Annotated in this window: 17 protein-coding genes; 9 read left to right on the plus strand and 8 right to left on the minus strand. The window is 52.4% G+C overall.

The features are described from left to right. Positions 1-76: 76 nt before the first annotated feature. Positions 77-253, minus strand: coding sequence for a hypothetical protein (locus tag ACS5NO_RS23590; protein WP_439417410.1), 177 nt, complete (start codon positions 251-253; stop codon positions 77-79). A 268-nt stretch (positions 254-521) separates the two neighbouring features. On the opposite strand from ACS5NO_RS23590, the gene ACS5NO_RS23595 reads away from it, so the two are divergent. The 7 genes from ACS5NO_RS23595 (at position 522) to ACS5NO_RS23625 (ending at position 9,445) form a co-directional block, all read left to right on the plus strand. Continuing rightward, positions 522-1,511 (plus strand): alpha/beta hydrolase, encoded by a 990-nt coding sequence (locus ACS5NO_RS23595; protein WP_439417411.1) that lies wholly within the window; start codon positions 522-524, stop codon positions 1,509-1,511. 94 nt (positions 1,512-1,605) lie between these two features. Next, positions 1,606-2,934, plus strand: coding sequence for a PQQ-dependent sugar dehydrogenase (locus ACS5NO_RS23600; protein ID WP_439417412.1), 1,329 nt, complete (start codon positions 1,606-1,608; stop codon positions 2,932-2,934). A 172-nt stretch (positions 2,935-3,106) separates the two neighbouring features. Further along, the gene (locus tag ACS5NO_RS23605; protein ID WP_439417413.1) at positions 3,107-3,856 is read left to right on the plus strand and encodes an SDR family NAD(P)-dependent oxidoreductase; all 750 of its coding nucleotides are present in this window, start codon (positions 3,107-3,109) and stop codon (positions 3,854-3,856) included. 12 nt (positions 3,857-3,868) lie between these two features. Continuing rightward, complete coding sequence (locus ACS5NO_RS23610; RefSeq protein WP_439417414.1) at positions 3,869-4,804, plus strand: aldo/keto reductase; 936 nt, start codon at positions 3,869-3,871, stop codon at positions 4,802-4,804. A gap of 165 nt (positions 4,805-4,969) precedes the next feature. Then, positions 4,970-5,314 (plus strand): PadR family transcriptional regulator, encoded by a 345-nt coding sequence (locus ACS5NO_RS23615; RefSeq protein ID WP_439417415.1) that lies wholly within the window; start codon positions 4,970-4,972, stop codon positions 5,312-5,314. An 85-nt stretch (positions 5,315-5,399) separates the two neighbouring features. After that, entirely contained in the window at positions 5,400-8,027 is a 2,628-nt protein-coding gene (locus ACS5NO_RS23620) for an ABC transporter permease (RefSeq protein ID WP_439417416.1), read from the plus strand. Between the two features lie 227 nt (positions 8,028-8,254). Then, positions 8,255-9,445 (plus strand): S8 family peptidase, encoded by a 1,191-nt coding sequence (locus tag ACS5NO_RS23625; protein WP_439417417.1) that lies wholly within the window; start codon positions 8,255-8,257, stop codon positions 9,443-9,445. Positions 9,446-9,495: 50 nt separating this feature from the next. On the opposite strand, the gene ACS5NO_RS23630 is transcribed toward ACS5NO_RS23625, so the two are convergent. Together ACS5NO_RS23630 and ACS5NO_RS23635 are read right to left on the minus strand one after the other, a co-directional pair. Then, positions 9,496-12,654 carry an efflux RND transporter permease subunit gene (locus ACS5NO_RS23630; RefSeq protein ID WP_439417418.1) on the minus strand — a complete coding sequence of 1,053 codons (3,159 nt, stop codon included), beginning with the start codon at positions 12,652-12,654 and terminating at the stop codon, positions 9,496-9,498. 12 nt (positions 12,655-12,666) lie between these two features. Further along, positions 12,667-13,824, minus strand: a complete 1,158-nt coding sequence (locus ACS5NO_RS23635) for an efflux RND transporter periplasmic adaptor subunit (protein ID WP_138990787.1) — start codon at positions 13,822-13,824, stop codon at positions 12,667-12,669. 178 nt (positions 13,825-14,002) lie between these two features. Here ACS5NO_RS23635 and ACS5NO_RS23640 point away from each other — a divergent pair, with 178 nt between their 5' ends. Then, positions 14,003-14,338 carry a DUF1801 domain-containing protein gene (locus ACS5NO_RS23640; RefSeq protein ID WP_439417419.1) on the plus strand — a complete coding sequence of 112 codons (336 nt, stop codon included), beginning with the start codon at positions 14,003-14,005 and terminating at the stop codon, positions 14,336-14,338. A 132-nt stretch (positions 14,339-14,470) separates the two neighbouring features. Here ACS5NO_RS23640 and ACS5NO_RS23645 read toward each other — a convergent pair whose 3' ends face one another. The 5 genes from ACS5NO_RS23645 to lpxK all read right to left on the minus strand — a co-directional run bounded on the left by ACS5NO_RS23645 (position 14,471) and on the right by lpxK (position 22,237). Then, positions 14,471-17,431 carry a PD-(D/E)XK nuclease family protein gene (locus tag ACS5NO_RS23645; RefSeq protein WP_439417420.1) on the minus strand — a complete coding sequence of 987 codons (2,961 nt, stop codon included), beginning with the start codon at positions 17,429-17,431 and terminating at the stop codon, positions 14,471-14,473. A 94-nt stretch (positions 17,432-17,525) separates the two neighbouring features. Next, the gene (locus ACS5NO_RS23650; protein WP_439417721.1) at positions 17,526-18,113 is read right to left on the minus strand and encodes a MiaE family protein; all 588 of its coding nucleotides are present in this window, start codon (positions 18,111-18,113) and stop codon (positions 17,526-17,528) included. Further along, positions 18,113-19,060 (minus strand): DUF1835 domain-containing protein, encoded by a 948-nt coding sequence (locus ACS5NO_RS23655; protein ID WP_439417421.1) that lies wholly within the window; start codon positions 19,058-19,060, stop codon positions 18,113-18,115. Before ACS5NO_RS23655 ends, ACS5NO_RS23650 begins: the two co-directional genes overlap by 1 nt. A gap of 9 nt (positions 19,061-19,069) precedes the next feature. Beyond that, the gene (locus tag ACS5NO_RS23660) at positions 19,070-21,091 is read right to left on the minus strand and encodes a putative porin (protein WP_439417422.1); all 2,022 of its coding nucleotides are present in this window, start codon (positions 21,089-21,091) and stop codon (positions 19,070-19,072) included. 90 nt (positions 21,092-21,181) lie between these two features. Continuing rightward, positions 21,182-22,237: a tetraacyldisaccharide 4'-kinase gene (gene lpxK / locus ACS5NO_RS23665; protein ID WP_439417423.1), complete on the minus strand. Its 1,056-nt coding sequence runs from the start codon at positions 22,235-22,237 to the stop codon at positions 21,182-21,184. Between the two features lie 91 nt (positions 22,238-22,328). Between lpxK and menC the strand changes: the two genes are divergently transcribed. Further along, positions 22,329-23,438, plus strand: a complete 1,110-nt coding sequence (gene menC / locus ACS5NO_RS23670; RefSeq protein WP_439417424.1) for an o-succinylbenzoate synthase — start codon at positions 22,329-22,331, stop codon at positions 23,436-23,438. Positions 23,439-23,460: the final 22 nt, after the last annotated feature.

Genomic DNA, 23,460 nt, shown 5'->3' on the forward strand with positions numbered 1-23,460 from the left:
AGGGAATAAGTATGCCGATAAGGATTTTTAGGTGCTGATCTACTCAGTGACCATAACGCAGAAAGATACCAATCCCCTACTCCGCCTGCTTCGCTTTCAACAGCAACACGAACAGAACCGCCACTGCCGGAACCGTTAAACCGCCCGCGATCAGGGCCTGGCGGTTGGTGCTGAATCCATCCGCAATGCCCGAATACAGGTTGATCATAATTGCTATAAAGAGCAGGGCGGTTAAAATAGGTAAGGCTTTCATGGCTTTCTGTTTAATTTAGTGTTTGCGTGTTGACAGATTTGGTTACTATATGACGGTGCGATGAACCACTTGTCACACCGGAAAGAATAAAAAAACTTCGACCATCAGACCCATCTGTCTGGTTATTGCACTACGCCTTTTCGGTCCGAACAGGTTTGTAAAACCGGTAGGCTGTCCGTGGTAAACTGTTTGTAAAAATCGGTATGTTTGCCCGTCCAAACGATGAACGGTTTTACGCCTTCCTCCTGCTTCTTTAATCTGGTAACTCATGCTCATTTTACGCCGAATCGGGCTGGTTTTGCTCGTCCTGTTTATCCTGCTGAATATCGTTTCAGCTTTCCATGCCTCCCGTTTTACCTATTTTTACAACAATCCCGACAAAACACCGGCGCGGAAAGCCGAGGACTATTCGACCAGCGAACTTATCCAGGCGGCTTTTTTTGGCCTGAAACTGAAGAAATCGGTCGTCAGCGATACCCCGAAAATCCCCTACGAAACCATCCGGCTCACCAACGAATATGGTCAGAGACTGGAAGGCTGGTATATCCCGGCGGAACAGGCCAAAGGCACCGTGATTTTGTGCCACGGCCACGCGTCGAACAAATCGAAAATCCTCTGTGAAGCGGACTATTTTCACGCACTGGGCTACAACACCCTGTCGTTCGACTTCCGGGCGCACGGCAATTCTGATGGTAACATCTGCACCATCGGTTTTCGTGAAACCAACGATCTGAAAGCGGCTTATGATTTCGTGGCGAAGGGAAAGGAGAAAAACATCATTCTCTGGGGCGTGTCGATGGGAGCCGCCACAATCCTGAAAGCCATCCCCGAACACGGATTAAAACCGGCGCGGGTCATTCTGGAATGTCCGTTTGCCTCACTCTACGACGCCATTCAGGGTCGCCTTCGCTCGATGCACATTCCAGCCCATCCGGTGTCGGAATTGCTGGCGTTATGGGGTGGTCTGCAGCGTAGCATGTGGGTGTTTGGCTACCGGCCGTCGGAGTCGGCCAAACAGCTTACGATGCCGGTTTTGCTGAATTGGGGCGCGAAAGACCCCCGGGTTCTGCGGCACGAAACCGATGCTATTTTTGAGAATTTAGGCACTTCTCGAAAGCAGCTGGTGGTTTTTGAAAAGTCGGCCCACCAGTCGTTTTGCACCGTCGAAAACGCGAAATGGCAGGCCAGCATCAACCGTTTTTTGCAGACCAACCCAAAAACCGCCCTTCAACCGGCGACCGAACTCCAAGCCCGGTGAGGTAGTTTATGCCAGAATGAAGCACGATAAATAACCCAAACAAAGCCGTTGATCAGTCGGTTGATACAGGATTACTTGCTAATTCTTCTCAACGATGAACAACCGAATTATTCTTTTTGCACACACCTTACTCCTGACCGGCCTGCTGCTGTCGTGTGGCCAAAGCAAAAAAACGGAGAGCGACGAAACCACTGCTACGGCAACGGAAGAAACCGAAACTGCCCAGGCACCTGATCTGCCGGAACCTTCCGAATCATCCAAGCATTTCAGCAACGTGATCGGCTGGAAAGACGGCCAGATGCCCAAGGCTCCTGACGGTTTTGTGGTCACCGAATACGCCCGCGACCTGAAAAACCCGCGCCGGACTTACGTGTTGCCCAACGGCGACGTTCTGGTAGTCGAATCCCAAACCGAAAAGAAAGGCGTGGTGAAGAAGGTGGTGGCCGCCGTCAGCGGACAGGCCAAAGCCGGTGCCGTTGGTGAAAGTGCCAACCGCATTACGCTCCTTCGCGACGCCAACAAAGACGGCAAACCGGAAATTCGCGAAACCTTTCTGGAGGGCCTGAATCAACCGTTTGGGGTTGTGCTGATCGGCAACACGCTGTATGTCGCCAATACCGACGGCGTTCTCAAATTTCCATATCAGCCGGGCCAGACCAAAATAACCGCCAAAGGAACGCCGATTCTGCCGCTGCCCGCCGGGGGCTACAACAACCACTGGACACGCAACCTGCTTGCCAATGCCGACGGTTCCAAAATTTATGTTTCGGTGGGGTCAGGCAGCAATGTGGGCGAAAACGGCATGGAGCATGAACTGAAACGGGCGGCCATTCTGGAAATCAATCCCGATGGATCGGGTGAGCGGATTTACGCCAGCGGACTGCGGAACCCCGTCGGCATGGACTGGGCACCCGGTACAAACACGCTGTGGACGGCCGTGAACGAACGCGATGAACTGGGTGATGAACTCGTGCCCGACTACATTACCAGCGTTAAAGAAGGCGCTTTCTACGGCTGGCCTTATTCCTATTTTGGACAGAACGAAGACCCGCGCCGGAAAGACGAACGGCCCGATCTGGTCAAAAAAACCATTGTTCCTGACGTGGCTGTAGGCTCGCACACGGCGTCGCTGGGGCTGGCGTTTTATGATAAAGACGCATTTCCGGAGAAATACCGCAACGGTGCGTTTGTGGGTCAACACGGTTCCTGGAACCGATCGGCTTTTTCCGGTTATAAAGTCATTTTCGTACCATTTGAGAACGGAAGGCCGAGTGGGAAACCGGAGGATTTTCTGACCGGTTTTATTGCCAACGACAAGGATGTGTTTGGCCGCCCGGTTGGCTTATCGGTTTTGCCCGACGGTTCACTGCTCGTGGCCGACGATGCCGGCAACCGGATCTGGCGGGTTAGTGCCACTCGCTGAGCTGAAGTCATTTCACGGTTTTGTTCTTGATTGGTACAAATGCGATCATTGTTGGGATAATTCCAATAGCATTCTTCGATTGATAGCACTACGTTTGCGAACCGACTGTCCCGGCGTTTGTTTACGGGGCAGTCGGTATCGATCGGTTTTACGAATCTCCTAACATCGTACCATGAAATTTAAAGACAAAGTAGTGGTCATTACCGGCGCCACCACTGGCATTGGCAAAGCGACCCGTGAACACCTTACGCGTGAAGGTGGAATTGTTTATAACCTCGACATCCAAAAACCGGCAGACGACGACACGCTGGGTGAATTTATCCCCTGTGATGTCCGAAACAAACAGGAAATCAAAGACGGTTTGGCGGCTGTTGTGGCCAAAGAAAACCGCATAGATCTGCTCTTCGCCAACGCCGGCATCCACCTTTTCGCCACGATGGAACAAACGTCCGACGAAGAGCTGGATAACCTGATCGAGATCAACATCAAAGGCACGTTTCATACCGTCCGGGAAGTCCTTCCTTACATGAAAGCGCAGCGGAAGGGAAGCATCGTTCTGATGGGTTCCGATCAGACCTTTACCGGCAAAGCCAGCAGTTCGGTGTATGGCCTGACCAAGGGTGCAATCGGGCAACTCACCAAAAGCACGGCCATCGATTATGCCCCGTTCAACATCCGGGTTAACTGCATTTGTCCCGGCACCATCGATACGCCCTTGCTCCATAAAGCGGTTACCCACTTTTCCACCGTCAATTCCGTCGGCGAAGCGGGCGTTTACGAATCACTGAACACCATCCAGCCGCTGGGCCGAATTGGTAAACCGGAAGAGATTGCTGCGGTGGTCGCTTTTTTATTATCAGACGACAATTCCTTCATGACGGGCAGTCTGGTGAGTGCGGATGGCGGGTATGTTTGTCAATAGTGAATAAAACTGATGGATCAAAATCAACGAAACACCCGACGAGATGCCCTCCGACTACTCGGGACTACGGCCGCAACGCTGGCAACGGGCGGTTTATCCGGGTTTTTAGCCCCTGCTCCTCCTTCCATGCTCAGCCGACTGATTCCTTCCAGCAACGAAAAACTGCCCGTCGTGGGCATTGGCACCTGGCAGACGTTCGATGTTTCCGGAACGACGGAACAGGAACCGTTGCTGCAGGCTTTGAAAGCCGTTCACCAAGCCGGTGGCAAGCTAATCGATTCGTCGCCGATGTACGGACGTTCGGAAGAAGTGGTGGGCAAACTCACGGCGGAATCCGGGATTCAAAACCAGTTTTTTTACGCTACCAAAGTCTGGACGCGGGGTCGGGAAGCGGGCATTCGGCAGATGGACGAGTCGATGCAGAAAATGAAACGGTCGTCGATGGATCTGATGCAGATTCACAACCTGGTCGACTGGAAAACGCACCTGGAGACGCTCAAAGCCTGGAAAGCGTCCGGCAAAATCCGCTACATCGGTATAACGCATTACACCGATTCGATGCACGATGAACTGGCGGAAATCATCACCAAAGTCCCCATCGACTTTGTGCAGTTCAACTACTCGATTCTGTCCCGCAATGCCGAAAAAAAGCTGTTGCCCGTCGCCCGGGACAAGGGCGTAGCAACAATCATCAACCAGCCGTTTGCCGAAGGGCGGTTATTTTCGCTCGTAAAAGGGAAGGAACTACCAGCTTGGGCGACCGAAAACGAGATCAGCAGTTGGGCGCAGTTTTTTCTGAAATTTATTGTTTCAAACCCCGCCGTTACCTGCGTCATTCCCGGCACCAGCAACCCCCGGCACGCTGCCGACAACATGCTGGCCGGACACGGACGCCAGCCGGATACGGCCCTGCGCGAAAAAATGGCCGCGTTTCTCCAACGGTTGTAACGTCAAACCACATCCATTGCCTGTCCGCACCTGGACAAATTCTGTCCGAAATCGTACAGAGCCTCTTCCTCAACACCATCCAAATCACTTCCAAAGGCACATTTTCTTTCTGGCATTCTATTTGTTTTGCAAAATTACAACTAATCGTACGAACGGAGTAAGACCATGCGAAGATCCTTTCTGGGCGAGTTTGAAGAAATTGTCCTGCTGGTGGTGGCAGCCTGTCCGGCCGAAGCCTACGGCGTTACAATCTGGGAGGATGTCCAGCAACAAACCGGGCGAACGATCACGATGAGTGCCGTCCATGCCACCTTATACCGCCTTGAAGAGAAAGGGTTCCTTTCCTCGCTGATGGGGGGTGCTACCGCCGAACGGGGTGGACGACGCAAGCGGTTTTTCGCGCTGACCAATGCCGGAGTTCGGGCCTTAAACGACATTCAGGAAGTCCGCAGTCGGCTCTGGCAAGCCATTCCACCGGGGAAATTTCAATTGATTGGCTTTAAAAATTAAGAATGAAGAGTTAAGAGTTAAGAGTTGGCTGACGCTCTCACCCTTAACTCTTAACTCTTCATTCTTAACTCATAACTAACAACTTATGAAACACCTGACTCCGCCCCGTTGGGCCGACTGGCTGCTGGAACGCTTCGTGGCACCTCATCTGCTGGAGGATGTGCAGGGCGATCTGCATGAAGTGTTTTACAAGCAGACGGAGGATGCCGGTTTGGCAAACGCCCGACGGGCGTTCGTCTGGGCGGTTTTGAATTACCTGAACCCGTTCTTTTTGAAGCGAAAACCCGAAGCATACTCCAAACCAACAAATACCACGATGATCCGTAACTATTTCAAAATTGCTTTTCGAAACTTGGTTCGCAACAAAACCTACACCGCGATCAATGTCTCCGGGCTGGCCCTCGGCATGACCTGCGGCATTCTGATTTTCATGCTGGTGAAATACCACCTGAGTTTCGATACGTTCCACGCCAATTCCGACCGGATTTACCGCTTCGTAACCGAGCAACACCGCGAAACGATCAGCTACCGCGCCAACGTTCCCAGCCCCCTCGGCAAAGTTTTCCGCAACGACTATACTTTTGGTGAGAAAGTAGCCCGCATTGCCACCGCCGAGGATGTGGTGCTGACGGTTAAAGAAGGTTCGGAAATTCGTAAGTTTAAGGAGAGCGAGGGCGTGGCCTTCACGGAACCCGACTTCTTCGACATTTTCAATTATCCGCTGCTGAAAGGGGATCGGAGTACGGTCTTGCGTGACCCCAATACCGCCATTGTGACGGAGAAAATGGCCCGAAAGCTCTTTGGCGAGGTCGATCCGATGAACAAACTGTTTCGGCTGGATAACAAGGTTGATTTCAGGGTCACGGGCGTTTTGAAAGATTTACCCATCACCACCGACCGAAAAACTGAAATCTACGTATCGTACAACACGCTGAAACAGTATAACGACTGGCTGGCCAGCGACGATGCCTGGGGCGGTATCAACAGTGCCATGCAATGTTTTGTCCGACTCCGGCCCGGTGTTTCGCCCGATGAGGTGGAGAAGGTTCTGCCCGCTTACGTGAAGAAATACCGTCCAACCAATAAAAACGTCCACCATTACAAGCTGCAACCGCTAGCCGATATTCACTTTAATGCCCGGTATGGTGGGGTCATCACCAAAACCAATTTGTGGGTTTTAGGCTGTATTGGCCTGTTTCTGATCATTACAGCCTGCGTAAATTTCATCAATTTGGCCACGGCGCAGGCGCTAAAGCGCTCCAAAGAAGTGGGCGTCCGGAAAGTGCTGGGGAGTTTTCGCGGGCAACTTTTCTGGCAGTTTATTGCCGAAACCGGTTTGATCACGACTGTAGCCGTTGGATTGGCCTGCCTTGCGTCCGCGTTACTCCTGCCTTTCATCAACGACTGGTTCACGGTACAAATCGCCGTCAACGCCATTTCCGACTGGACGTTTATGCTGTTTCTACCCCTCCTGACACTGGCCGTTACGTTCTTTGCCGGATCATACCCCGGACTGATTCTGGCCGGTTTTCAGCCGGTTATGGCGCTCAAAGGAAAGCTTTCACAACAAAACATCGGCGGTTTCAATACTCGGCGTACGCTGATCGTGGGGCAATTTGCGATTTCGCAAGTGCTGATCATTGGCATGATTGTGATCACCAACCAGATGCGGTTTTCGACGCAATCCGATTTGGGGTTCAACAAAGACGCCGTGGTGATGCTGCCGGTGGCGACGGAATCGAACGTGCTGACGATGAAAACCCTGAAAAGCCAGTTTTCCCAAATTCCGGGCGTTCAAACCGTATCGGTTTGTCAGTCGGCTCCGGCTTCGAACTACAACGTCTGGAACACCTCGCCCAAATACGACAACCGGGCTGAGGATGAAGCCTTTAGTGTGAGCGTTAAAGCCGCCGATGAGCAGTATATCCCGATGTTTGGCCTGAAAATCGTGGCGGGTCGCAACCTGTTTCCGTCCGACACGGCGAAGGAATTTATTGTCAATGAAATGTTTGCCCGCAAGCTGGGTCTGAAAGCATCCGACGAAGTGATTGGGAAAGCCCTGAGTTTAAACGACGGCAACACCAAAGGGACGATTGTGGGGGTGATCGCTGATTTTCATGACCGGTCTTTCCACGAAGACATCAACGCCATTTGCATCACGACAGCTCCGGATTTGTACGCGAGTTACGCCCTGAAAATCAATAGCGCCACCGTGCAACCTACGCTGGCTGCTCTGGAAAAAACGTGGAGCGACCGGCACCCGGATCAGGTTTACGACTATCAGTTTCTGGATGAACACATTGCCAATTTTTACGCAACCGAAGGCCTGATGCTCAAGCTGATTCAGGCTTTTGCTGCCATCGCCATCTTCATCGGCTGTCTGGGTCTCTACGGTTTGGTGTCGTTTATGGCTGCTCAAAAGACCAAGGAGATCGGGATTCGGAAAGTGTTGGGCAGCAGCATGGGCCAGATTCTCTGGATTTTTGCCAAAGAGTTTTCGCGTCTCATTCTGATCGCCTTCGTTGTGGCCGCTCCGGTGGCCTATTACGCGATGACTGCCTGGCTGAAAAACTTCATTTTCCGCGTCGATCTGGGCATCGGGATCTTTATCTCTGCAATCGTTGGCACCTTTTTGATTGCGTTTATGACCGTCGGTTTTCAGTCCATCAAAGCCGCCTTAATGAACCCGGTGAAAGCCCTTCGTTCAGAGTGAATGTCTGAATAAGCTGCCTGAAACCAGCGGATTTACCTGTTTCACGTTAAAAACGAACCAGACCCCGGCAAAAACTTGCGATAGCAGTCCCGCCGGGGCTTTCCGGTTTATTCCCGGGTTTTCTATCAAACGTCCCGGTGAATAAATCAGGTAGTACTACGCTGTTGGCGAACCCGTTCTGTTTCTACATTTGGTTCAGTCTTCCCTTCTAACTATATCCTTACCCCATGAAACAGAAACACATCATTCTTCGGACCACCCAAACCGCCACCCGCGATCCCTTTCTGGGCGCACTCTCGTTGCCCCGTTCCGCCGAAGCGGTTGCCGCCGGCCTTTCCATCGAAGTCGAAAACATTGACCGAAGGCAGGTGTCGGCTCTCACCCGCCGGTCCGACATTCTGGCGATGGCTCCGGCCATTCCCATGAAACTGATCGAGCCCGTTAGCAAAAAAAATATAGCCACGCCAGCGGCCCAGACTACGGCCTGGGGCGTCAAAGCCGTGGGTGCCGACACCTCGCCTTTCACGGGCGAAGGGGTCATTGTGGCCGTGCTGGATACGGGCATCGATGCCGCCCACCCGGCTTTTGCGGGCGTCCAGATCATTGAGCAGGATTTTACGGGTGAAGGCAACGGCGACCAGAACGGACACGGCACCCATTGCGCAGGAACGATTTTTGGCCGCATCAGCGACAACCTTCGGATCGGTGTGGCCCCCGGTGTTCAGAAAGCCCTCATCGGCAAGGTTCTGGGCGAAAACGGCGGGGGTTCAAGCGAACAAATCGTGAGCGCCATTCAGTGGGCGGGGCAGAATGGGGCCAATGTCATTTCGATGTCACTGGGGATGGATTTTCCCGGTTTTGTCAAGCAACTGCTCGACGAGGGGTATCCCGCTGAACTGGCCACTTCCTACGCGCTGGAAGGCTACCGTGCCAATGTCCAGCTCTTCGAGCGGCTTGCCGCTTTGATCAAAATACAGGGTTCGTTTTCGCAGGCCACGGTCATCATTGCGGCCGCCGGCAATGAAAGCCAGCGGAATGTAAATCCGGATTTTGAGATTTCAGTGAGCCCGCCCGCCGTGTCGGACGGCATCATTTCCGTCGCAGCGCTGGGTGAAAGCACGCAGGGATTCACAGTGGCAACGTTCTCAAATACCGGGGCTAACGTTTCCGGACCGGGGGTTAAAATTCTGTCGGCCAAACCCGGTGGTGGTTTTGTTCAGATGAGCGGTACCAGCATGGCGACGCCCCACGTGGCGGGTGTGGCCGCTTTGTGGGCGGAGAAAATCATGAAAACCGGTTTTCTGACGCCCCTGACGCTTACGGCCCGGCTGATCGGTTCGGGCACGGAAGCAGGCTTGAAACCCGGCTTCGATCCCACCGACGTGGGGGCGGGTCTGGTGCGTGCGCCACAGGTTTGATGAATTTTACTCCAAACGAAAAAACCGGCTCATCGCCGGTTTTTTCATTGTTAAACTTCTTCCTCGTGTAGTTCCTCGCTTTTGCGTTTGACCGGCTTTTCAGGCTCAGGCGACGGTTGAAGCGGCTGCGGGTGATCTTCGTACGCCGAATTATCCACGATTTTATACCGCGATAGGAACGAGTACATGGCCGGAATGACAAATAGGGTCAATACCAAAGAGAAAATAATCCCCCCCACAATAACGACGCCCAGCGGAATACGGCTTTTGGCTGCCGCGCCCAGTCCCAAGGCAATCGGCAAGGCGCCACAGGCCGTTACCAGACTGGTCATCAGAATAGGACGAAGCCGGAGGGCAGAGGCTTCGATGGCCGCTTCAAACCGGTCCATGCCCTCTTTGCGTTTTTCATTCGCAAACTCAACGATCAGAATACCGTTTTTCGTCACCAGCCCAATGAGCATAATGATACCGATCTGCGAAAAGATATTCATCGTCTGATTAAACACATACAATGAAAGAACGGCCCCGGCAATGGCGAGCGGCACGGTCAGCATGATGATGAATGGATCGGTGAAACTCTCGAACTGAGCCGCCAGAATGAGGTAAATCAACACCAATGCCAGCAGGAAGGCAAACAGGGTGTTCGATGAGCTTTCGGCATAATCGCGGGAAGAGCCCGACAATTCGGTCTGGAACGTTTCGTCGAGCGTTCGGGCCGCGATGGCGTTCATGGCATCCACCCCATCGCCGATGGTTTTACCAGGTGCTAACCCAGCCGATACGGTGGCGGATTTAAACCGATTGTGATGATACACCTGAGCCGGGCTGGATACCTCGGCAAATTTCACCAGATTGTCCAACTGAATCAGGTTACCCGCATTATTCCGAACATAAAACGAGGCCAGGTCAACCGGTTCGTCACGGTCATCCCGCGCCACTTGGCCAATCACCTGATACTGTTTTCCGTTCATCAGAAAATACGCCAACCGACGGTTACTCAGTGCCAACTGAAGGGTCTGGGCCACATCCTGTACGGTTACTCCCAAACTAGTGGCTTTCTCCCGGTCAATTGTAATGTTCAATTCTGGTTTATTGAATTTCAAATCGACGTCAAAACCCTGAAAAGTCGGATCTTTCTGGACTTCGTCCATAAACTTCGGCAGGTTTTGCTGAAGTTTATCAAAATTGAGGTTCTGGATCACAAACTGTACCGGCAACCCTCCCCCACGTCGGCCAACCTGAATGGTCTGCTCCTGGGTCGCATTCATCCGGGCTTCACTGGAGCTTCTCAGGTACTTGCCCAGATAGTCCGTGATTTCCTGTTGTGACCGTTTGCGTTCACTGGGCTCAACCAGATTGAGCGATATAAACCCGGAGTTGACCGCCCCTGCCGCCGAGTTACCCGGCGCAATGACGCTGAAGGTATAGTTCAATTCAGGAATCGAATCCATCACAAACTGGTTTACCCGTTCGGTAATCCGGGTCATGGCTTCGTAGCTTGTTCCTTCCGGCGCGGTAATGGGCACCCGGATGCGGCTGCGGTCTTCCATGGGCGCCAACTCAGACTTCAGCGAAGAACCAATCCAGAAAATGATGCTTAAACAAATGCCGATGATGCCTACGGCCAGCCAGCGACGTCCCATAAAGGTCGTCAGGGATGACCGGTAACTCCGGTCCAGCCATTGGTAAAACGGCTCGGTTTTCTGATAAAACCACGATCCTTTCCCCTGGTCTTTGCTCACCAGCAACACACTCAAAACCGGCGTCAGGGTCAGGGAAACAAAGGCAGAAATCAACACCGAACTCGCTACGACGACCCCAAATTCGCGGAACAGACGCCCGGTAAACCCTTCCAGAAAGATAACCGGTAAGAAAACGATGGATAAGGTAGCCGAAGTCGAAATAACCGCAAAGAAAATTTCTTCCGAACCTTCTTTTGCAGCCCGTTTCAACTCCATACCCTCTTCAATTTTCTTGAAGATATTTTCCGTGACCACAATCCCGTCATCCACCACCAGCCCCGTCGCCAGCACGATCCCAAGCAGCGTCAAAACGTTGATACTGAAGCCCGAGATATACATAATGAAGAATGTCGCAATCAGCGAAACGGGAATATCGATCAACGGACGAATGGAGATCAGCCAATCCCGGAAGAACAGATAAATAACGATGACCACCAGAATGAAGGAGAGGATGATGGTTTCGGCCACTTCTTCAATGGACTGGCGAATAAATTTCGTTTTGTCATCACCATTCAAAAGCTGAATATCGGACGGCAGATCGCGCTTGATATCCTCCAAACGTTTGTAAAATTCATCCGCAACGGCCACATAGTTTGCGCCCGGTTGCGGAATCAGGGCCAGAATGGCTCCGGAAGCGTTGTTCTGTTTGGCGGCCGATTCTTCATTTTCCGGCCCCAGAACCGCATACCCGACATCTTTAAACCGAATAATTTGGTTGGCCGTCTGCCGAATGATCAGGTTGTTAAAATCCTCTTCCGTGGTTAACCGCCCTACCGCTTTCACCGTTAATTCGGTGTTATTGCCGTAGATTTTACCGCCGGGTAGTTCAACATTCTGACGGTTTAAGGCTTCCTGAATATCCTGCGCGGTCAGTCGGTAAGCCGAAAGTTTGTGCGGATCGATCCAGAGACGCATGGCTGATCTTTTCAGTCCGTATACCATCACCTGGCTAACCCCCGGAATGGTTTGCAGACGTTCCTGCAACACATTTTCAACATAATCCGACAACTGCATCGGATTTCGGGTTGTGCTTTGAACAGGCAGGAAGATAATCGGTTCCGAGTTGGCGTCGGCCTTGCTCACGACCGGAGGGGCATCGATGTCCTGCGGAAGTTGCCGCTGCGACTGGGCTACTTTATCCCGCACGTCGTTGGCGGCCCGCTCCAGGTCGGCCCCCAGTTCAAACTCGACGGTGATGTTACTGCTTCCGAGTGCGCTGGTCGATGAAATGGTCCGAATGCCTTCGATGCTGTTGAGCGATTTTTCAATCGGCTCGGTAATCTGGGATTCGATAATTTCCGGGTTCGCTCCCACGTAGCTGGTTCGAACCGAGATAATCGGCGGATCGATAGCCGGGTATTCACGAACGCCCAGAAATGTAAAGCCAATGACACCGAAAAGGATGATGACAATCGACATAACCATGGCGAAAACCGGTCGCCGAAGGCTTAATGAAGGTAGACTCATTGGTTTAGTTCGTTAATTCATACTCGCACTATTACCCGCTGCTGAACCTTGCTCCGGTTGCTTTTGACCCGTTAACCGGTCCACTTTAGCCACTTTTACCGGTGCTTCAGGTCGCAGGAAAATCAGGCCGGTCGTTGCCACCGTATCCCCCTTCTGCAAGCCCTGCGTTATTTCTACAACGCTGGCGTTCCGTAATCCGATCTTCACATCTTTAAAAACCGCTTTTCCGTTTTCGATCACCACCACCTGGCTGCCGCGCGTTTGCGGAATCACCGACTGGCTTGGAACGACGAGTGCCTGGGCATTATTGATCACCAGACTTACTTTGGCGAACGTTCCGGGACGCAAGCTGGACGAATTGTTGGCTACCCGCGCCCGGATGCGCAGGTTCCGGGTGGCTTCCTCAACGCCGGGTTCGATGGCATACACCGATCCGTTAAACGTTTTGTCCAGGCCGTCGACCTGAAACGAGATCACACTACCCACTTTTACGGATGGGCTGTATTTCTCGGGTACCGAAAAATCCAGCTTCATTGAATTGGTCTGTTGCAACCTGGCAATCAGCGTATTCGGACTTACCACCGCCCCTAAACTCACATTCCGTAAACCAATGGTTCCGGAAAAAGGTGCCCGGATTTCGGTCCGGCGAAGCGCGGCTTTCGTCACTTCGATGTCGGCCAGCGTTCCTTTCAGATTCGTTACGATAATGTCGTATTCCTGCTGGCTGATACCGCCCCGTTCCAGCAATTGCTTGTTTCGCTCTTCAATGCGACGGTTATTTTCTTCCAGCGATTTGAGCTTCAGCATTTGTGCCTGTAAATCACCATCGTATAGTTTCACCAACAACGTACCCTGTTTAACGGCCCGTCCCTCCTGAATGTTCAATTCGACAATTCTTCCGGAAATTTCGGGATAGATATCTACCTGTTCTGAAGCCAGCAGGGAACCCGTAGCCACCACTTCGTCTTTCAGATTCTGGGAAGTAACCACATAAACATTGACCGCCGTCGGACCACCACCGCCCGCCCGGCCACCGCCGGCCTGCCCGGAGGGAGCTCCTCCCCGACCGCCACCGGCTGCTTCGCCCGGTTGCTTTTTAGAAGACTTATTGTAATAAATGATGCCACCAACTACCAGCACCACCAAAATAATAGCAATCCACCTTTTCACAGAGATAGTATGTTGAAGCGGACGCGGCATTGCGCCCATTGAGAAAGTTGCATCAAACCGTATGCCTACTGTCGGAATCTGATTTTTCAGCTAACTTAGCACCGAAATTACTCCATTACAACAAGCCATGACAGTTGAAGATTACATTAATCGACAAACACCCGAAATTCATCGCCTATTGGACCAAATACGTCGATTAATCCTGGAAGCGTCCCCCAAAGTTCAGGAAAAAATGAGTTGGGGCGTGCCCTTTTATTTCCACAAAGGCCATTTGTGTTACCTCAATCCGCTCCGAACACCCGAGGTCGCCGTCGATCTTTGTTTCCTGAGAGGCTACGAATTAGCCAATGAACAGGGTGCGCTCGAAGGCCGGGGACGCCGAACGGTCAAGTCACTAATTGTGCAGGCTGACTCCATAAACGAAGACCTGATCCGGGAATTGTTGCAGGAAGCGATTTTGCTCAATGAAACCTCGAAGGAAAAACCAGCTATTTTTCATAAAAAAAGAGGGTGATATTATCAGAACTTTCCCGCTTTTAAGGAATACCAAATATCAAATGATGAATGTTAAATGTAAAAGGAGTTGCCAATCTGTGAGTTTGACATTTGACATTCATCATTTGATATTTGGTATTCTAATTTAATCTTACCTGCCACACAGTTTTCGATACGCACACCATTCGCAAATCTTTTTGTCGCTGGTTTTCTGGAAAGGCTGGCCGGTGTCGAACAAATCCGTGATGATTTTGCGGAGGTGAACTTCCGTTTCAACCACGAATTCTTCGGGCGTACCCAGATGCAGTTTGTTCTCCAAAAAACCGCCTTCCATGTTGCGGAACGAGTAAAAACCGGCCACGACCCGGGTGTTCGTACCATCGATCCACTCATTGCCAAACTGCAATCCCTTGTTTTGCAGCATCTTTTTGTACACCAGATACTGGTATAACCACAACTGCCGCGCCTTGTCTTTCTGGGCGTCGGTCAGCAGGAGTTCCATGGTTTTGACATCGGCGTCCCGGGCTTCGATTTTCCCGGTTTTGTAATCGGCCACCCGAATCAGCACCGTACCGTCGGGTTGTCGAAGTCGCTCGACCCGGTCAATTTTCCCGGCAATCCGGATGCGCAATGGCCCGATGGCGGTTTCGACCTCCAGCTCGGTATCCCACTCTTCTTCCGTTTGCAAAACCTCCAGGTTATTCCCGTAGCGTTCCACCTGCAGGGCATTGAACCGCACCATCAGGTCTTCTGCCACCTTGTAGAGCAGACGGTTCATGCCCGATTCGGTCACGCGGTTCACAAACGCTTCTTCGTATTTCAGCTTCAATTTTTCGACAACCCGTTCGGTCGTCACCTCCGCTCCCGCCATGCGGTATTCCTGATCGAGGGCTTCCAGCGTGTTGTGAATCCACTGCCCGAACTCGGCGGCATCCATCTCATCACTGACCTCGTCGTCTTCCTGCATGCTGATCACCCGGCTGAAATAATACTTGAGCGAACAGCTCATGAAATTATTCAGCGAAGTCGGGTACATTCCGCCGAACACCCGGTTTTTAGCGGAACTGAATTTCCCCATCAGATCCTCCCGCAGTTTCGCCAGAATCGCGTCACTTTTCGGAATTTCGAGCGTATCGTAGGGTAACAAAGCCGATTTTTGATCGGCCGCCTTGCCAAACCGCACGCTGGGGTAGCTGATGGTCACATTGCCGCCGGAAGCCGGAACCAGTTCGTGTTCGATCTGGCGGATAAACCGGCTTTTCTCGCCCTTGCTGGTTCCGTAAGCATCGGCGGAAGTAACATAGAGCAGCGAGACTTTTCTGGCCCGCTGCAACAGCCGGTAGAAGTGGTACGACATCACCGATTCCTGATCCTGGTAGGTCGGCAAACCGACTTCCACGCAGGCATCGAACGGTATCAGGGAATTCAGTTTCCGCGACTGGGGCAGGATTCCCTCGTTCACCGACAAAATAATCAGGTGCTCAAAATCCAGCGCCCGGGTTTCGAGCATTCCCATTACCTGCAAAGCACTGCCACCCTCGCTTTCAAACGGGATGCTGGTTTGCCGGATCAGTTCATACAGAAACTGCTTCAGACTCTTGATCGTCACCAGTTCATTCCGTTGTTCGCGTTCGAGCGTCGTTTCCAACTGGCGAAGCAGATTCTGGAACAAGTAGAGATACTCGGTTTCGATGGCGTCCTGCTGCTCGGTGTACACCTCCCGCAGCACCTCGATCAACGCATAAAACTGGTGAATGACCACCAGCGGTTTATCGTCCGGCCAACGGCGGAACAACACCTGAAACAGCGGGCTGTTTTCGCCCATCGCCAGCAACTGCTTTTCGTCCAGATACACCAGATTGTCCGTCATAATGGTGTTGATGGCTTTCTGAACAATCCGGTTTGGCGAACCCGCCGACGATTTCAAACCCGTCAATTCATACTGCCGGATAAACGGGTGATTGAGAACTTTGACAACGTGCCGGTGGTTGAATTTGGGAATGTAGACCGTGCCGCTGCCGTCTTTCTTCTGAAAAGCCGCCACGGTTCGCTGCATTTCGAACAGGGCATCGACCAGCGTAAACAGGTGCGAATTCTGCAACGAAAGCCCCATCGTCACGTTCAGATCCGTCACTGAGCCACCCATCGAATACAAAACCGGTAACAACAAGGTTTCGTCGCCCAGAATCAAGGCCGTCGTTCCGGCATCGGTTTCAGAATCGGCATGTTGCCGGTAAATCTGGCTGGCGACTTTGGCCTGCATGCTGGCATTCGGAACGCCGATGACCTGAATGTGTTTGGGCGTTTCGGTGAGGCCATTTCCTTCCCAAGTCCAGGGGCCACTCCAGCCGTCCCGTTTGTAGTTCCGCAGCATTTTCCCGGCTTCCTGCCGCTTCGACTGCATGTAATACGCGTCGGTATCCCACAGCATTTCGGCTTTCTGCGCCTTCAGGAGCGTTTTCACAATCTGCTCTTCCGACCGGCTCAAGGCATTGAATCCCACAAAATACAGTTTTTCATACGCCGGATTGTCGCGCACCAGGTCTTCCACCTGATTAGCCAGTAACCGGTATGCCATCCCCCGATAGGCCCAGCCTTTCGACAAAAGTCGCTCGTGCAGAGCCTCGTAGGCGGTTTGCAGGTTTTCGAACAGCTTGAAATACCGCTGCGTTCCAACGGTTTCGAGTTTGGCTCCCGCCCGGCCGTCGGGCAGGTCGAGTCGCCAGCGTTCGAGGGCTTTGGCCGCCGTCATGTAACTGAACAGCTCGGAGGGGGAAATCATGTACTGATCGATGCGGTCGAAATCGGTGAGCAGAATGCTCGCCCAGTTCAGAAACCGCCCAAATTCCAGCGTGTCGTCAATTTCTTTAAAGACTTCAAACAGTTCGAACAACAGACTGACCGGATCGATTTGCAGAACACCCGCGCTCTGCATGATGAAGTCGTCGACGGCCATCACGTGCGGTGACAAAAACGGCGTATCGGATTGCTGGCTAAGGTGTTGCTGAAAGGTGGAAACCGCCCGGCGTGTCGGCACAATCACCCACACGTCGTCCATCCGCGTTTGATGGTTCTGGAAGATGTGGCGGGCCACTTGACTTAAGAATGACATGTACTTTTTCCGGATAAAACCGACGGTTGTTTATCCTGGCTGTTCAATAGGTGATACTCAAAAATACGCTAAAAAAGACGGCTTTCCAACCTGGTCAGTGAAACCGGTCGGCGCGGACTTCCAGCGTTTTCATAATCCCGGCTTCGGTTTCCAGCAGTTCTTTCCAGCGTTTTCGGACCTTTTCTTTCGGATTGTATTCTTCGGCTAATTCAATAAAATTCCGGTAATGCCCGGCTTCCGAAATCATCAACTCGCGGTAGAATTTTTGCAGGTATTCGTCGGTCAGATTTTCCGACAACAGCTTGAAACGTTCGGCGCTGCGGGCTTCGATCAGGGCATTCAACAACAGTTTTTCCATCAACTGCTCGTTGCGGTCACCCGGTTTGCGGAGAACTTGTAGTAACTGGTTGACATACTCATCCTTACGCGGTTTTCCCAAGGGAATATTCCGTTTGCGAAGTTCTTTCAGGACCCGCTGAAAATGCCCCCATTCTTCGGCCACCACGGGCGTCAGCACCTCCACCAGCTTTTCACGTTCGGGAAACTGAACGATCAGCGAGATGCAGGACGATGCGGCTTTCTGTTCGCAAAAGGCGTGATCGATCAGGATATCGCCGAGGTTCATTCTGGCAATATCGACCCAGCGCGGATCGGTGGGAAGTTCCAGGCCTAGAGTCGTTATCACAGCTCAATCAGTTTTTCCTGTTCCCGGTCCCACCGATACGGGGAATCAGACGTCTGGTAATAGCCGCCCAGCCAGCGCTCCGCCGGGTTGAGCACCCGGCGTCCGGCAATGATGTCGGCACCGGTTTCGGTCAGACTGACACCCGCTTCGGTATATTCCCACAGTTTTCCGTTCAGTTGGCGAATGGTTTCTCCCACGCTCAGGTCGGTAATTCCGTAGTCGCGGTCCTGTTGCAAAAACCGCCCGATCAGGCTGGCTTCCGGCATCGGCCCTTCCATCAGCGTGGCGGTCAGCATATGTTCAATCAGATTCAGGTTGTTTTCGGTGAACGGAAAACGCTGCAAATGCAGAATCAAAGCGTTTCGCAAAAACCGCAATCGGCCAAAATCGGCACCCAGAAGTTGCTGAATGGCCAGCGGCTCCGGGCTGGCGTAGGCATTCCAAACCGCTCCGGCCACCTCCAGATCTTGACGCGTCAACGCTTCGGCCTGTAAAAACAAGGTCGCCAACTGGGCTCCCTTCAACTGCCCAATGCCTTTGAAAAACGGCTCTCCCGGAAAGGAATCGACCGAAATCTGTTTGATTTTGGTGGCTCCCAGTGGTCGCTGCGCCAGTTGCGCAAGCAGAAAAACCAGGTTGATCTGACAGAACAAATCGTGCTCGAACCAGAGATAAATTTCATCGTAGTCGGTCGGAACCGCCAGCTTTTCAAACGCCTGCACCACCCGCTGATCGTAATCGGAAGGCTCGTCATCCGTCACGTTGTGCCATACCCGGCGAATGCGCCAAAGTTCGTGAACCGATTGAACATCCGCCTTCACCGGCCCCTCCGACATCGCTTCCCGCCAGACCATCAGATCCGTTTGATCGGCATTTCCCAGGATGTTCGATTCGGCAAAGGCTCCGGCGGTTGCGTCGCCGTTCAGGATGTGTAATACTCTCATAGTCAGGACTTAGTCGAATAGTAACCAATGAACCCCAAAGGAAAAAGACCGGTTGATGGTCCGAAAATACGGTGCGCTGTAATAAATCTGGTCGAACAGGCCCTGGTTGGCGTGGGCCAGTTTCAGAAAAAGCCGCACCCGGTTGATCCGCAAGTTGGCATACGGTTCGGCCATGATATAATCGCCCAGTTTGGTTTCGTTCTGCAAGTGATACTGCTGGGTGAGTGGCATATACTGGTCGGCAAAATACGCGGACTTGTAATGAAACTGAACTCCAGCCAGCACATACAATTTCTTGAATAACAAAAAGTTGTATTCAAACCGGGCATTCGCCAGCAAAGTCGGTATCCGCAGCACGTCATCGTTCGACACCAGCGTGTAGTAGCCCTGCCCTGCCATCGTAAATTTGCCCGCCCGGAACTGCCAGCCCAAACTGGTTTGTAAAATACTGAACGCATCCGAGAGCTGTTGCGGAACTGCTGCCGTGTCGAAATAAATATAATTTGTCAGCAGATAATAATCCATTCCAGGGCTTAAAACCAGTTTTCCCAGCTTCAGATTCAATTGTCCATAGGCATGTTGCGTGCCCCGCAAATTGAACTGGGTTGCTAATCTTCCTTCATGGTCCCACTGGTAAATATTGCTTGTATACCGGTTTTGGATCAGCGTTGGTGAGGCAAAGACACTTTCGTAACCGGCTGTCAGCAAGCGGCTTTCCAGACGCCCCTGAAGCCGGAAGTCGCGGCCTAACAAATACTCCACTTCAGCCGTCACCCGCGTCAGGCTGTCCGGAAAATAGTAGCCCAGCCAACCGCCCACAAACGTTTCGAGCCGACTGCTTTTATAGCTCGAATCCGGCACCAGCCGCCCGATGTTGAAGCGGTTCTCCAGGCTGTAATAACGGTTTCGGAGCCAGGCGCGGTAGTTGAAAGCCGATCCGCGCGCCGAAAACTGGCCTTTGATGCCAATCTGATTCTCGATCAGCCGAAACAGCGTGGTTTGCCGGGTTTCCAGATTGTCGAAATAATAGCGGGGGTAAAAAGGTTTTCGGGTCAGATTCGACGAGTCGGGTGGCAACAAATTGTCGGTTATGTCCGTGTCGGTAAACCGGTAACTTTGGGCGCGAAAATCAACGATGTTGTAAAGCTGAAAAGCCGTATCCAGAACGTACTGGTGATACAGATGGAGGTCGTTGCGGATTTCGCGGGAGTTGGCTGTCGACAAAACCGGTCTTAGCTCCAGGTCAGGATTGGCAATATTGGACGAACTGGAATCCGGTTCAATTACGCCACCCTGATCGAGCGAACGGTGGTTGAGGTTGTTGTAATGCGCCAGCAAGGTATATTTGCCGTTTTTGGACCGGTAATTGGAATGCACAACAAAATTCCAGTTTTCGGCCAGGCGCTGGGTACCGGACGAAACGGCGGTGGTTCCCCCAAACTGCACATCCGACGTCATCCGCTGGAGATTGAAACCGAGGTTCCAGCGTTCGCTGATGTTTTGTGTAAAGTCGAAATTGACGATGTTCTGCCCACGTCCGCCCAGCACGAGATACATGTTTGTGTAGGGCGATCGCGTGTCGAAATACCGGACGTTCTGGGTCTGATACCCGTATAATCCGTAGGCGCTCAGACCGGTTTGGGAGCCAATGGCGGGTGTCTGGTAAAAAACCGGTCGCAGGGCCGTTCCCAGATTTCCCAAATCCGTATAGAGGTTGTTATACCGATTGACATAGTTGGTCTGTTGAATGCCTTCCAGCGTGGTATCGATGGGAATCAAGGCTTTCCGGTTGTTCAGAATGTCGCTTTCCAGGAAAAAGCGGGTTGTCTTGGGTCCATAAATGAGTTTGGTGGAGTCGTCGAGAATGGCCCCTCCCGCGCTGGCCCCCGCCCCTCCCGTTGTGGTCGGCTGGCCTCCGGTCCGGTTGCCGCCCTGCGGGAAGTTCGGAAGGCGGGTGGGCAACTGCGCCCAGGCCGGTGAGGTAAACCAAAACAGCAGGATACTTACACGCAGTAAAACAAATCGGGTCATATGGTCTGAACTGGGATTCCGTCAATTTATTGATTCGCGGTGATTACTTTTTGCGGTAATTAGCTTTTTTTAACAACTTATCGCGGCTGGTTAAACCCGTTGCGGCTGGCTTTTTTGAATCAATTCTCGGAATAACGCTTCGTCTTCCAGGAATTGTACGTCAATCGGCAGATACGCAAACCGCGAAGCATCGGCCCCGGTTTCGGCCAGCAACGGCGCCAGTTTGACAAAGTCCTTCTCTGTCGTCAGAACCGTTGCATCAACCGGCAATTCGTCCAGAATGCGTTTCAGGTCAGCCGCCGTATACCGGTAATGATCGGCAAACTGCCAATGACGCACCAGTGAAAAATGGCTTTTGACATACCTCTCCAATGATTCGGGCCGGGCAATGCCGGATACCAAAACTACGCTTTTCAGGCCCGTTCGGATTGATGGGTTCACAAAATTAATCGGATCACCGTACCGGAAGCCCGTAAAAAAAACCGGCACATCGGCCCGGCCATACGCCCGGATTCGATCCTGAATCGCCTGCTGGTCGGTCCTGTTCAACCCGTCGGGACATTTGGTTACCAGAACCGCATCCGCCCGCCGGGCACCGTGTCGCCGTTCGCGCAGGCGTCCGCCCGGAAACGGCTGGTCGTCGTAAAACGGCCGGTTGTAATCCGTCAGCAACAGGTTCAAATGTGCCTCAACAGGTCGATGCTGAAAGGCATCATCCAGTACAATCACCTGTAAATCAGGATTTATTTTCAATAATTTCGGAATTGCTTCGGCGCGTTTTTCACCTACACTAATCAGAACCGGAGGTTGCTCGGCCCGTTGGTTGTGTCCGTGTTTCCGATACAGCAACAGGGGTTCGTCGCCGATGGTATCGGCGGTGTCAGCATCTGTTGCCAGACGAAAGCCTTTAGTTCGGCGGCCATAGCCCCGGCTCAGTGTGGCCAGCGGCCCGAACGATTTCAACAAACGAACCAAATAGTCGACGTGTGGCGTTTTGCCAGTTCCTCCCACTGTTATGTTTCCTACACTAATGGTATAGATGGACGGCCTTAACACTGAGATAATACGCCTGTCATACAGCGCATTACGGATGTCAGTAATAGCGCCGTAAAGCCAGTTAAGGGGATTCAGCAATCGGTTAAACACTAAGTTTTACGTAATAATTTATTAACAAGCCTATTCAGTAACACCCAAAATTACTACTTTTAATGATGAATGCCGTTCCTTATCTGTCACTATGAGTCTCAAGGCCGACTTCCTGAAATACACATTGCATTTTACGTTCGAGGCCGGAACGTCACGAGGCACGCTAACGCAAAAAGACAGCTATTTTGTCCGCATTCGCGACGATGAAGAACCGTCTGTGGTCGGTTGGGGCGAGTGCGCTCCACTCCGTGGACTGAGCATTGACGACCGCCCTGATTTTGTCGATCAATTGCGTCATACCTGCGAGCTTTTCAACCAGTTGGACCTTCAGCTTTTTCACTGGAATGTCCCGATTGTGTTGCAACTCATCAGCGACCGGCTTCCGTCGATCCAGTTTGGCTTTGAAACCGCCATGCACGATTACCTCAACGGCGGACAGCGGACAGTTTTCGACTCCGAATTTGCCAAAGGCGCCAGAACCCTGCCCATTAACGGCCTGGTGTGGATGGGAAAACCGGAATTCATGCGCCGGCAGATTGAAGAAAAACTTGAAGCGGGCTACACGACCATCAAATTAAAGATCGGTGCCATCGATTTTCGGCAGGAATGTGACCTGCTCGAGTCCATTCGCTCCCGCTTTAGTGCCGACCAGATTACGCTGCGGGTGGATGCCAACGGCGCTTTTAGTCCCGACGATGTGGTGGACAAACTCAACCAGTTGGCCGTGTACGATATTCATTCCATTGAGCAACCCATCCGGCCAGGGCAACCGGATCTGATGGCCGAACTCTGCCGCCAGTCGCCCATCCCGATTGCGCTCGATGAGGAATTGATCGGCCACATGGAATACGTGGAAAAAATGCGGTTGCTGAAAAAGATCCAGCCGCACTATATTATCCTGAAACCCACGCTCCTGGGCGGTTTTATTCACTGCACCCAATGGATTGAAATTGCCAACCGGCTCGGCATTGGCTGGTGGATCACCTCCGCCCTCGAATCGAACATCGGGCTGAATGCCATTGCGCAATACACCGCCCAGTTCAAAAATCCCATTCCACAGGGTCTCGGAACCGGGCAGCTCTACCACAACAACATCGAGAGTCCGCTGGCGATTGAAAACGGTTTTTTGAAAACCGATCTCACCAAAGGCTGGAATCTGGAGATTCTAGAAACCGGTCGGGGGGTGCGCATCGAAAGGTAATGCCGGTTTCTGCCGCGCCTTT

Origin of the sequence: Larkinella fluvii (assembly GCF_051857545.1) — a bacterium.
GTDB lineage: Bacteria > Bacteroidota > Bacteroidia > Cytophagales > Spirosomataceae > Larkinella.